Raw genomic sequence first — 12,873 nt, forward strand, 5'->3', positions numbered from 1 at the left:
GTTCGCTGACTTCTGTTTCAAGTGCTGAGGTTTTGGACGGCTTCATGGGTTGAGATTATGCCCGACTCGAATACACAAAGTTTTGATGCCTGTGTGTTGACTCCCTACGAATTCTGAGCAGTTACCAAAATTTCACCATTTCATTGATTTTTTCTTTGGTAAAAATCATTGTACTCATGTTGAATCCATTTACAGAGTATTTGCTAAACGGATTCTATATCAAACATACCTAAGACGACAGTGATAGCCTCTTCCATAGTGTCAATCTAAATCGTGAATATGCTAGGTCACCTTATGAGGCTGCATTAACAGGTCCACGATGGCTTGGATTATGGTGTGGAGATAGACCTCACGACTGACTTGGAGACTGCAGTCCTTATACCGGGCTAGTCCGTGAATCAGGAGGCTGTCAAAGAGAGGGCTGCAGGCCATCATTTTTTCTACGGGCTTGTCAGTAGCCAGGAAAGGACGAATCAATGTCATGATTCTGATTTTTTCTTCCATATACTCAGGGCGCTGGGCTCTGAGTTCCCGATATTGCTTTGAAACCATTAGTTGACTGTGGAGTTGAATAAACTCTTCTCCGCCGTCAGGGTTTTCCAGCTGGGTAGCCATAGGAAGGACAATCGCCCGGATGATGTCGTAAAGGGTATGGGAATCTCTATGTTCCAGCTCGTTCAACATTTCTGAACGGATTTTGGCTACTGATTCAGAGTGTTTGTTTAAAACCGCATTAATCAGTCCGGGTTTGTCTTTGAAGTGATATTGCAGGGCACTGCGATTTTTAAGACCGGATGCCTTGAATACATCGAACAGGGTGGTGCTTTCAACGCCTTTTTCAGCAAACAGCTTTTCAGCTGTATTGATCAGCAGACTTCGGGTGGCGATAGTGTCCTTGCGCAATGGGGGTCACCTTGAGTCGAACAGCCTGGGAACGTGTCGTTCTACTAAAACTTATACTTGAAAGCATAAGTCTGACGGGTTCCTTAAGCAGATTACCGCTTCAAATATGGAGGGGGTTATATCAGAAGGGGCGGAAATTGTCAGTCCAAACAGGCGTAAAAGTACCTGAACATCGACTGCGTCCTATTTTAAACTACTCACGACGTATTAAACAGCACTCGGGTTCAGGTCATGCAGGACAGCAGGAAACAATATTCCAGAAAGCTGCCTACACAGCTGAGGTCAAAAAGGATTGTAGAGGCCATTGTTCAGGCTTGTCGAAAGATCCTGAAAGAGGAAGGTCCCCAAGCGCTTAATACCAATTATATCGCTGAGGTCGCTGGTGTAAATATCGCTTCTCTATATCGGTGGTTTGATAACAAAGAAAGCGTAGTTGCTCACACTTTTGAAGTGATGGTAACGGACGAGATAGCGGGTCTGATGCCTCTGTTTGATGAATTGAATCATCAGGTGACACCCGATGAAGCCATCACTGTCATTATCGATATTCTATTGACAGCCCAGCGACGTTTTCTGGCTCTGCACCGGTACTTTTATCAGACTCATCAAGCTGATTTTTATGTGGGTAGCAGGCCATTTATCGATGGTAATCAGTCCTGGATGCAGGCTGCCAGTAACTGGATCAGCATTATGATCAGTGAGAGTCATTCCGGGTGGTCTCAGGGGGATTGTGATTTCAAAGCCTTTATTATTACCAGAGCAATAGAAGGCATTATGCTGTCGGCAGTCACTGATAACCCTGATATTCTTGATCAGGAGCTCTTCAGGGATGAGCTGATCAGCCTTGCCAGGCTTTATTTACTACAGAATGATTATCAGGCCTCTTCATGAAGGGGTTAGCAGGAAGTTGTATGGTTTAATCGGGCTTGCAACTGATTCCTGTGAGGAATATATTGCGCCTATAACAACAATAACAACAATAACAACAATAAAAAAATATGAGATCAAATAAGGATGTTGCTTATGACTCTCCCCAATAGCAGAGTTCAAAAAAGAACACGCTTTCACCGCTTTCTTGCGTTGCTTACCTTCACTTTTTCCTCTTTCAGCTGGTCAATCACTCACACTGATGTTGCGCTACTGGGACTGATGATCGACAGCTATAGAATCAAAATTGAAACCTGGTCGTCCATTGACGTTTACTCGGACACAGGACCCAATATCGACGTTTACCCTGTTGAGCTCTCTATGCAACAGAGATTGTTTAATGTCGATGATCCTGAAGAAGTGCTGCTTAATGCCAAGAATAGGGTGCAGGCGTCTGCCCAGGATTTTGCTTTGAACTGGCAGGAAAAAGGTATTCCAAGTTGGGAGTTTGGAGAAAGGCTTGAAGGTTCAGTAGAGGCATTAAGCAACTTGATCAATGATCGAATGAGTGCTGAAACTGAAGCTGAAATTAGAGCCAGACAACTGGAGTCGTTGCTGCAGATTACCTCAATCTATGTGTTCATGGGCAATGAAGTGGCTATGACATACGACATTACTAAGAACAGTAATGTCAAAGAAATGGTTGCAGAGCTCAGTGAGTCGATCAGGGTGACACCGGTTGCTGATCACTCATTTGCAGCTAAGTGGCGCTATATCAAGCCAGTTATTTTAAAAATGGATTTTAGAGCGCCGGAGCTGGTTAAGCGACACGCACTGTCTATGGCCGTTATCCTGCAGCGTTCGCTGGATAGCTGATCTCAACGACTCCTGACAGCAGATCTGGCCTGATCTGCTGTCACGCTGACTTTCCCTCATAAAAACAGTTATTTACTGTCTCTGAAAATCTTCCAGAAATTAACAAAATATTACAAAACTGATTCAAGAGTGCTGAGTAAGCAGGTATGATGCACTTGCGTTCTGGTTAAAAAACCTGAGCGCAACCGGTGGCACCCCGGACGACATAAACAACAATAAGACGAGGACCCCTCCATGGAAGTAGCTTTTTGGGATGGCAAACGCGCACCTGGAATAACGGATCATATTGACCTTAGAGCCTTCTGTAATCTTGGGGAAGTGATTGCAGATGCTGTTGATAGACATGGAGACAAGCCCGCCTTTACAGGCCTGGGAGTTACACTCAGCTTTAAAGAAGTGGATAGACTAAGCGACCAATTCGCAGCCTACCTGCAGCAACATACTAACCTGCAACCGGGTGATCGAATTGCCCTTCAGATGCCCAATATTCTGCAATACCCGGTGGTTGCATTTGGTGCTATTAAGGCAGGAATGGTCATTGTTAACATCAATCCTCTTTATACCGCCAGAGAGATCAAGCATCAGTTTAATGACTCAGGAGTCAAAGCTCTGGTCTGTGTCAATATCGTTGGGCACCTGATTGAGGAAGTACTGCCTGAAACCAGTGTTGAGCATCTGATAGTGACTGATTTGGGCGATCTTCTGCCCTGGCCAAAGCGCACCTTGATTAACTTCGCGATCAAACACATCAAGAAAATGGTGCCGGGTTATAGCCTTCCTAAAGCCGTATCGTTCAGGCAGGCCATGGCACTGGGCAGCCAAGAAACATTCAAACCACCCAAACCAGCCAGCCGAGAAGACCTGGCAGCATTGCAATACACCGGCGGAACCACAGGTGTAGCCAAAGGCGCAATGCTGACCCATGCAAACCTGGTCAGTAATGTTCTGCAGACGGCAGAGCTGAGAAGACAGGTAAACGCCGATGGTAGTTCAGTTTCTAACCCTGATGGCGATATCGTAGTGGCGCCTCTGCCTCTCTACCATATTTATGCTTTCACGGTTCACCTGCTGTCATATTTCTCTCTGGGCGGGCACAGTATCTTTATCGCCAACCCCAGAGATATTGATACCTTCATCAAAACCATTAAGCCCTGGCGTATCAATACATTCATTGGTCTCAATACTTTGTTTGTTGGTTTGATGAATCATCCTGAGTTTAAGAATATCGATTTTTCTGATCTGCGGGCTACCAACTCCGGAGGTACTGCGCTTCAGCAGGCGACAGCAGATCGTTGGCTTGAGCTGACAGGGTGTCGTATTGGTGAGGGCTATGGTCTGTCTGAAACATCGCCGGTTTTGACGGTTAACCCTGCGGGTGATTTTGTTAAAGACGGCACCGTGGGTATAGCTGTTCCGGGAACCGCGCTGAAAGTCATTGATGATGAAGGTAAGGAGTTACCTTTTGGTGAAGCCGGAGAGCTTTGTGCAAAAGGACCTCAGGTGATGGCGGGTTATTGGCATCGTCCTGAGGCTACGGCTGAGGTGCTGGATGACGATGGATGGTTCCGTACGGGTGACATAGCCATTATTCAGGAGGATGGTTATGTGAGCATTGTCGACCGTCTGAAGGATATGGTTCTGGTATCCGGTTTTAATGTCTATCCGAATGAAATTGAAGATGTTGTTGTCAAACACGATAAAGTTCAGAACTGTGCAGCAATCGGAATACCCGACGATAAAACCGGAGAAGCGGTAAAACTGTTTGTTATTCCTCAGGATAAAAGTGTTACCGAGCAGGAGTTGAAGGATTATTGTCGTAAGAATATGACTGCTTATAAGGTTCCCAGACAGGTAGAATTTAGAGAAGAACTTCCGATGACACCCGTTGGTAAGGTGTTAAGGAAGGACCTACGTGCTGAAGAACTTAAGAGACTAGAAACAGCTTGATGCTATAAAAGTTGTTTCTGTTGACTCTATGACACAGGCTTATTCAGGCTCCTTGCTTGAATGAGCCTGTGTCGTTTTAGTGATTCTTTTTGGATACTCCCCTCCCACCAATTCTTGGCATAAGAATGACAGTGTAATCTTCTTTAGATCTTATGATGAACTCGGTATTATTTCTGTTTCGTGAACAATCGAATAGACATGTCGCAAGATGGGATTGTTGTTCTACTTATTGGGCGATAATTTTGTTTTCTTGAACAGTCATTCATTAATTCTGCATCTATGCTTTATCCATAGACTCTTCAAGTGAGAATAGGGGATGATTTTCAGACAATTGTTAGAAGTAGAAACTTGCACATACAGTTACCTTCTGGGTGATGAAGTGAGCAAAGAAGCGATTTTGATTGATTCGGTTAAAAAAATGACGGATCAATATATTCAGTTATTAAATGAGCTGGATCTAACGCTTAAAATAGTTGTTGATACTCATTTGCATGCAGACCATATAACCGGTACCGGTTTGTTGAGTAAAGAGACAGGATGCACTATTTATCAAGGAATACCTGCAAGATCTTCTGGCGTCAGTAAAACGTTTCAGGATAATGACCTGATTTCAGCTGGCGAGATTAACCTGAGTGCCATTTATACACCGGGCCATACAGATGATTCGTATTGCTTTCTTCTCAATAAAGTGACTCCGTACTTACTTTTTACAGGCGATACCTTATTGATCAGGGGAACTGGGAGAACGGACTTTCAGAATGGTTCATCGCGTCAACAATACAATAGTATTTTTAAAAAGCTGCTGACCTTGCCTGAAAGTACAAAAGTGTTTCCCGGGCATGATTACAACGGTATGACCATGAGTACCCTTAAGGAAGAGAGGCTGTTTAATCCCAGGCTTCAGGTCGCAGATTGCAGTGAGTATGAAGAGCTGATGTCTTCCCTGAAACTGACAAGGCCTCGGTTTATGGATCAGGCGATTCCCGCTAATTTACACTGCGGTCAATAAATGTTGATAAATACTGATGCCATTTTTATTTGGATTGCTGTAGATCACTTCTTATGAGTAATAAACTTGAGAATCATAATATCCGAAACAATTTTTAGTTATAAGACCATCACATTAAGACGTATGGCTTAAGTTGATTGGTCGTATGATTGATTATTGATAGAGATGTTGCTTTTTTACTTATTATTTCCACTGTGATGGAGTGAAAATATCTAAAAACTATTACACAGGCAGTTGTAAATTTTCTTGGCGAATTAATTATTGATTTGTTTAAAGTCATAATTTATGGACGACACTGTTTACAGCTAGCCATTGCAATGGTACTTTTGGCTCTTGCCAAATATTGCCTATCCTGGTTTTTCCTAATGAACATTTTTGAAGAGTCCTTGAATATCCTGAAATCAAAAGTACAGTTGCGTAAACTGTTTCAGGATATGCATGTTGAAGATATACAGAACGTTATCAAACGCGTAGAAGCGATCCATGAAGAAAAAATTCGTGAGCATAACGAACAAAAGGAACAAGAAGGTCTAAAAAGAGAAGCTGTTGAAAGCATTCTTGGTCAGTTGCAGGAAAAAGGTCTGACCCTTGATGATCTGCAGTCTTCTGCTGTTGTTGAGAAAGTACGCAAAGGAAAGCCTAGACAGCGCTATCATTTTCAATATGAAAAAACCGATGGCTCTGTAGTTGACTGGGAGGGAGCTACCACTGGTCGTATTCCAGCAGAGTTTACTGAATATCTGACACGGACAGGAAAAGAGCGCAAAGATTGTATTATTGCTGAGCTTTAATCTTAAAACATCAGGTCGAGAAGCTAATATTGCTCAACTTGATAGACAGTCAGGATGTCAAATAAAAAACCCCGGATGATCAGGGGTTTTTTATTTCTGTGATCAGAAGCTGTTTTTATTATGGATAACATCTTGCTACGTCGTATTTCATAGACGGTGCTGATCAATAACGTTTATCACCGTCCATGAGTCTTTAAAAACAGCTACTCAAATGATTAGAGGCGCTGCTTAATCATTTCCTTCAGAGCTCCTTCTTCGGTATAACCTCTTAATACTTCATCAGGAAATACCAGTGCAGGTGTTCCGCGAATACCAAGATCCTGTGCCAGACGCAGGTTGTCATTGATCTGTCGGCTGACGGATTCGTCTACTTTCAGTTTGTCGGAATCGACGCCTTCTGCCTTCAGAGCCGCTTTAATAGAGCTGCTGGAGTGTCTGCCGGGCTTAGACATCAAACGCTGGTTAACAGACAGGTATTTGCTCTTGTCCTGCTTGAAGGTAGCCAGGGCCAATTCTGCGGCTTCACGGGACTCTGGGCCGAGTATAGGGAGTTCCTTGACGACGATTTTCACATCAGGGTTCTCTTCAACGATCTTCTTCAGGACAGGATCCTGACGTTTGCAATAGCCACAGTTGTAATCACCAAAATAGGCGATCGTCAGTTTGGCTTTCGGATTGCCAATGACCGGGTTTTCAGGGTTCTCAAAAAGGTCCTTGTGACGGGCTTTCAGCAGTTGCTGGTCAGCGTTCTGCTGTGCAGCTACTTCCTGCTTTCTCAGTTCGTTCATGGCTTCAACCAGGATATCCGGGTTTTCTACCAGGGTTTTACGAACCAGCTCTCTGACTTCCTGTTTCTGTTGGTCATCCAGAGGAGCTGCCTGAAGGTTGAGCGAGCTCATCAATAAGGTAGTGCTGAGAATAAGAGTTTTTTTCATCGTGCTCATCTGTGAGTCAGTATTTATTTCCCTGAGTCGTAGCTGAAGCTAAGAAGTGTGCGATTCGGCTTCAGGGGGCGAAATGACTTTGGTTGTCACTTTGTCATGATTCAGTTGCAATGGCAAAGACTAATAGGCTGCGGTGTCTGGCTCTAGACGGTTAGGCGTGAAATTACTAAATGATTACATTGCATTGAGATTTCAGGTGTTGACACACTGTTCATTTCTTAACGATATAAGAAGGATTTATTTCAAATAGCAGAGGGAGAACCCCTCTTACTTATAAAAAAGAGGGGAGTATTGTCAGTCAGACAAAGATTGAGATCAGGTGCGTTCTTTGATCATTTCTCTCAGAACGGATTCATCGGTATAACCTCTAAGCATTTCATCCGGGAATACAATGGCTGGAGTGCCTCTTAGTCCCAGTTCCTGGAATAACTTCAGATTGTCATTAATTTGTTTGGCAACAGCAGCATTAATTTCCAGCTTTTTAACATCGATACCTTCGGCTTTAAAGGCTGCTTTTATGGAGTTGCTATTGTGCTTGCCAGGCTTTGACATCAGGCGATGGCCAATGGTCGTATATTTATCTTTCTGTTGATTGAAGGTCGCCAGAGAATATTGTGTAGCTTCTGTCGAAGCAGGGCCCAGGATAGGGGTTTCTTTTATGACGAACTTAACATTTGGATTCTCTTCTGTGATTTTTCTCAGAATCGGATCCTGCCGTTTACAGTATTGGCAGTTATAGTCGGTAAAGTAAGCAATGGTCAGTTTGGCGTTGGGGTTGCCAATCACAGGGTTGTCGGAGTTTCCAAAAAGAGCCTGGCTCCTGGCGGATAGAATCTGCTGATCTGACTGTTGCTGAACAGCCACTTCTTTTTTTCTCAATTCATTCATGGCTTCTATCAGAATGTCTGGGTTTTCAACCAGTGTTTTACGAACCAGGTCTTTTACTTCCTGTTTCTGTGAGTCATCCAGAGAGGCTGCCTGCAGATTAAAAGAGCCCATCAGCAGTGCCGAAGTCAGAGTCAGAGTCAATGTCAGTGTCAGTGTTTTCTTCATCATGTACTTCTATGAATCAGTCGCGGATTTCTGAACTGCTCAATACAGTTCATAGACACAAAGCCCGCCTGTTATAGAAACAGTCAGCTCTGGTCATAAAAAGTGAAAAGGATTCCATCATGATCTTGATGAGGAGCTTCTCACGCTCATTTCATGGTTCTATCTGGACGATGCCTGCTCGATAGCTGCTGCAACAGTTTCATGGTCGAGAATAACCGGTAGCGGCAATCCTTCCGGTGCCCCCGGGCCATAGACAATATTGAAAGGGACTCCAAAACGTCGATTTTTCTGCAGGTAGGCATTAATCTCGTCTGAAGGTCGAGTCCAGTCACCTTTCATGGTGACGACACCGTCTTTTTGTAGAAGGCTGTTGGTTGGGTCCCTATCGATTACCCTGATTTTGTTCGCCTTGCAGGTAATGCACCAGTCGGCAGTGACATCCACAAAGACGGTTTTGCCCTCGGCCACCAGACTGGCAATTTCCTGTTCCTGAAGGGGTTGCCAGGTTAGATTGTTCGACGTTGATTTTTCAGGGGTGAACAGGCCGGCTGACCAGGCCCCAAAGAGAACAATAGCCAATGACAGGAACAGGGCTGGCAGTAGCACCAGTCCTTTTCCGGAATGAGGCATCATATTGGTCAAGAGACGGTGCAAAATCAGCACGGTAGGAATCAGGGCGATTATCAGTAGCAGATATACCGGCAGAAAAGCCTGAAGCAGGCTGGTCAGCCACAAGGTGGTGGCCAGCAGCATCAGGGCCAGTATACGGCGCAGGTTTATCATCCAGTTGCCGGGTTTCGGCATCCACTTCAACAGTGAAGGTCGCGCTGCAATCAACAGGTAAGGCAGTGCCAGACCTATGCCCAGAGCTGTGAAAATGGCAAACAAGTTGAAACTGTTAGTGGATAAGGCAAAGGCTACCGCTGTTCCCAGGAAGGGCGCTGAGCAGGGGGTTGCCAGAAGTGTAGCGAACATCCCCTGAACAAAATGGCCGGCTGTGCTGTTATCGCCCGTTGTGGCCAATTTGGTTGTCATGAAAGAGGGCAGACGAATTTCAAACAGGTCCATGAGGTTAGCAGCAAAGAGGGCAGTAATAGCTACCATGAAACCGATAAACCATGGGTTCTGGAATTGGATGCCCCAGCCTATGCTATTGCCAGTCAGTTTGAGCACCCACAGGAATGTTGCCAGTAACCAGAAAGAGAAAATAATACCGGCTGCAGAGCTCAGGAACTGCTTGCGAGTCAGGTTGGCTTCCTGTCCTGAAGCGTGTAATACCGAAGAAAGCTTCATGCCAAGAACCGGCAGGACGCAAGGCATAAGATTTAGAATCAGGCCTCCCAGCAGGGCCAGGCCCAGCAGCACAATCAGACTGGCTGCGTTGGTGTCACCCGGCAGAGAGCTGACCATACCTTTATCAACAGGCAGGGATTTTTCAAGAGCGCTGTCGCCGTTGAGCAGAGTGATAGTGACAGATTCACCGGAAAGGTCGTAGTCACCCAGCCAGCTTGAAGCTTCCATGACAGCTTTAAGCTGATTGCCCTGGATTTTGATGGTTGGAACACTGAAAGTAATGTCTTCCTGGCCATCGATAATGACATCGACATCTTCTTCCCAGCCAGCTTCTGAGTTGGCAGTCACAACGACTTTGTTGCTGCCTTTATCCCATACAGCAGATTCTGTGCTCAGTCCGGTATCCGGCATATAAGTCGGAACCTGGGATAACGCTTTATCAATAAGGAACGAAGCTTCAGGGTCTGTCTCTAACTCTGAAGGTATGAAGTCCAGTTGAATATCGTAGTCAGTCAGCACACATATAGTGGTACAGGAAGACAGTTGCAGTGTGGCACTGACGGAGACCGGTTTATTCAGGTCTTCAACCTGGATCAGGAGTGGAAAAACCGTTCCGTTTTTATAGCCAAAAGTATGGAGTCCCAGCATTTCAATGCGTTCAGGTAGAGGCCAGAGCCATTCTACATTCTCTATATTGCTGCTGCCCTGCTCTTGTTTTATACGCCAGTCGACTTCTGGTGGAATACCTGCTTCGCCCGGAGATCGCCAGTAGGTTTTCCAGTCGCCTGATAACTGGACTTCGAGTGCCGCTGAAAGTTGACGGCTATCAGGATCTTCTTCCCCTGAGAAATGCAACCTGACTCTGGCTTCAGGCTGTTGTGGGTTGACCAGCCAGTCGGTTGAAAGTGCATAGGCTGGTTGATTCAGAAGAGAAAGGAGTAACACCAGACACAAGGCGAAGAACATAAGCAGAGAATGCTGCCTACTATTCCTGGAAACTGTTGAAGTACAGTCTGTGGCTGAATGCTGCCTACTATTCCTGGAAACTGTTGAAGTACAGTCTGTGGCTGAATGCTGATTAAGCGATCGTCTGTTCATGTATATCCCGATAAATTCAGGCAAACCGTTGTATATCGATTAATGACATGGGCTGAAACCACACAGTAAAAAACATGGGTTGTGTCTCAACCTTGCCCAACGTCTACCTGAAAAAAACAATGCCAGGGTAAAATGGTGGCCGCTCAGTGGCAGCTATAAGTTCGTCCACAGGGGATACGCTGGCTTTCAGTGTTTGGATTCAAAAAAAATGATTTTTCTTTGATTATTTTCACAATTTTCTTATTCATTCTGTCTTTGTATGGTTTTGAGCGTTTCTCATTCTACCCGACAGCTTAAATTCAAATCTTACAGGCTCCAATAGTCATAAGTACTCCGTTGCGGTCAATTTTTTTGAGTTCGGGATTTATATATTTGAATATTGTCATTGGGTAGCTGTTTTGTGAAATGCACCCATTGATGAGGATTCACGGTGTGGCTGGCACTTATAGGTGGATTGAAAGGGGCGATGATTTTTTTCAACAAAATAACTGATCAACACTCTGAATTACTTGTGGATAACTCATAAAGTGCCCGAAATTAAAGGGTATTCTTGATTTGATCAAAAAATGATCAACAAGAGAGGGGTTAGATATATCAAGGTCTTACGATATACATATATATACGCATATCGTAGTTTATTAAACGATCGGATTCTGTGTATAACCTGCTTTAAAAGTGGGTTTTATTTTGGTTGTGTGTGATTCAGGGTTTGTCAAACTATGATGTTTTCTGAGAAAGCTGAATGCTGACATTTTGGATTTACTCATTAGCCAGGATGGAGGCACTATGACTTGTCTGGAATTCGTAGATAACCGCTTCAAGCCCTGTTCTTTTGGTGTACTCCTGTGTAATAGCCGTTTTGACTTCCCCGATTCTGTCTTTTGCAATCAAGGCCACAGCATTGTTGCCGAGACTTCCACCCATCATGCGGACTCCTCCGTGCTCCCCCACAACCTGGCTGACAATATCAACAATGGCATTAATGGCAGGTACATTGAGGCCAAAGTCTTCCTGAATCGAGACATGAGACTGCGCCATGAGTTGACTCATGAGTTTAATATTACCACTGGCCAGGCCTGCTGCAGCTTGCTGAGTCCTATCGTTTTCAGAAATGATATGTCGGGCTCTGCGATAGGCCGTAGCTTCCAGTTTCGTCTTTTCTGCTTCCAGATCATCCAGTGAAATATCCCGAATGGATCGCACCTTAAAATGACGGACGACTTTCTCACACTCGTGGTGGCGTGAATTGAACTCGTTATTGATGAGGGCTCTTTTCTTATTCGGATCAATGGCCAGCAATGTCAGTTCGTCAGGAATAGAGATCTGCTGACTTTCCTGGCTTCTGCAATCTAGCAGCAAGGCATGATTTTTTTTGCCCAGAGCGCAAACCATCTGTTTCATAACACTGCATTTGACGCCTATATAGTCAGTTTCTGCCTCCTGGCCGATGACCGCCAGATCTTTTGCGTCCAGGTCATAGCCTGACATATGAGTCAAAGCCAGTGCAGCAATAACCTCAAGGCTGGCAGAGGAACCAAGTCCCTCTGCCATGGGGATATCACCAGACAATGCGATGTTGGCGCCTCTGAGAGAAAAACCTCGATCAATGAGATTGGTCGCCACACCTTTCAGGTAATTGCACCAGGTGGCACGCACACTGGCAGCCATAGGGACGGTCAATTCAAAGTCTGTCATCTCTCCCTGAAAGTTGGCGCTGGTGACTACGATTTTTTCATCGCCTCTGGCTGAGGCTGCCAACAGAGTTCGATAATTAATGGCACAGGGAAGTACAAATCCCTGATGGTAGTTTGCGGGTTCACCCATAAGGTTTATACAAGCGGGTGCCTGGAAAAAGTACTCAGGTTTGCTACCAAACTTTTCTTCAAATAGATGGGTCAGATCCTGCTTCAAGCTTGCCATCATGAGCTCCTGACGGATAAGGGGAAGACTGAAAAGTCCTGATTTTGACTAGGAGCCTGACCGAGAATAGGTTATTCAGATATCCAAAATCACAAAATGAGCAAAAAACATCCATATCTCCGACGTGATTTGCTCATTTTTACAGATTGGCAGCCTTTTACCGCCTTTATGC

General features: G+C 44.8%; 10 protein-coding genes. 5 read left to right on the forward strand and 5 right to left on the reverse strand.

Translation table 11 applies throughout. The features are described from left to right. Nucleotides 1-282 precede the first annotated feature (282 nt). A complete protein-coding gene (locus tag ACR2PX_RS06035; RefSeq protein ID WP_433998459.1) occupies nucleotides 283-903 on the reverse strand; it encodes a TetR/AcrR family transcriptional regulator in 621 nt (206 codons plus the stop codon). A 231-nt stretch (nucleotides 904-1,134) separates the two neighbouring features. On the opposite strand from ACR2PX_RS06035, the gene ACR2PX_RS06040 reads away from it, so the two are divergent. The 5 genes from ACR2PX_RS06040 (at nucleotide 1,135) to ACR2PX_RS06060 (ending at nucleotide 6,393) form a co-directional block, all read left to right on the forward strand. After that, on the forward strand, nucleotides 1,135-1,794 hold the full coding sequence (locus ACR2PX_RS06040) for a TetR/AcrR family transcriptional regulator (RefSeq protein ID WP_433998460.1): 660 nt from the start codon (nucleotides 1,135-1,137) through the stop codon (nucleotides 1,792-1,794). Nucleotides 1,795-1,926: 132 nt separating this feature from the next. Beyond that, entirely contained in the window at nucleotides 1,927-2,646 is a 720-nt protein-coding gene (locus ACR2PX_RS06045; RefSeq protein ID WP_433998461.1) for a hypothetical protein, read from the forward strand. A 234-nt stretch (nucleotides 2,647-2,880) separates the two neighbouring features. Beyond that, nucleotides 2,881-4,593, forward strand: coding sequence for an AMP-binding protein (locus ACR2PX_RS06050; protein WP_433998462.1), 1,713 nt, complete (start codon nucleotides 2,881-2,883; stop codon nucleotides 4,591-4,593). Between the two features lie 316 nt (nucleotides 4,594-4,909). Then, nucleotides 4,910-5,602: an MBL fold metallo-hydrolase gene (locus ACR2PX_RS06055; protein ID WP_433998463.1), complete on the forward strand. Its 693-nt coding sequence runs from the start codon at nucleotides 4,910-4,912 to the stop codon at nucleotides 5,600-5,602. Between the two features lie 365 nt (nucleotides 5,603-5,967). Then, entirely contained in the window at nucleotides 5,968-6,393 is a 426-nt protein-coding gene (locus ACR2PX_RS06060; RefSeq protein ID WP_433998468.1) for an H-NS family histone-like protein, read from the forward strand. A 215-nt stretch (nucleotides 6,394-6,608) separates the two neighbouring features. Here the strand turns inward: ACR2PX_RS06060 and ACR2PX_RS06065 are convergent, their stop codons facing one another. The 4 genes from ACR2PX_RS06065 to galK all read right to left on the reverse strand — a co-directional run bounded on the left by ACR2PX_RS06065 (nucleotide 6,609) and on the right by galK (nucleotide 12,704). Continuing rightward, complete coding sequence (locus ACR2PX_RS06065; RefSeq protein ID WP_433998464.1) at nucleotides 6,609-7,328, reverse strand: DsbA family protein; 720 nt, start codon at nucleotides 7,326-7,328, stop codon at nucleotides 6,609-6,611. Nucleotides 7,329-7,652: 324 nt separating this feature from the next. After that, on the reverse strand, nucleotides 7,653-8,393 hold the full coding sequence (locus ACR2PX_RS06070) for a DsbA family protein (protein WP_433998465.1): 741 nt from the start codon (nucleotides 8,391-8,393) through the stop codon (nucleotides 7,653-7,655). A gap of 156 nt (nucleotides 8,394-8,549) precedes the next feature. Continuing rightward, nucleotides 8,550-10,649, reverse strand: a complete 2,100-nt coding sequence (locus tag ACR2PX_RS06075; RefSeq protein WP_433998466.1) for a protein-disulfide reductase DsbD family protein — start codon at nucleotides 10,647-10,649, stop codon at nucleotides 8,550-8,552. 891 nt (nucleotides 10,650-11,540) lie between these two features. Beyond that, nucleotides 11,541-12,704 carry a galactokinase gene (galK, locus tag ACR2PX_RS06080; RefSeq protein WP_433998467.1) on the reverse strand — a complete coding sequence of 388 codons (1,164 nt, stop codon included), beginning with the start codon at nucleotides 12,702-12,704 and terminating at the stop codon, nucleotides 11,541-11,543. Nucleotides 12,705-12,873 lie beyond the last annotated feature (169 nt).

The sequence above is a fragment of the Endozoicomonas sp. genome, assembly GCF_051008435.1.
GTDB lineage: Bacteria > Pseudomonadota > Gammaproteobacteria > Pseudomonadales > Endozoicomonadaceae > Endozoicomonas_A.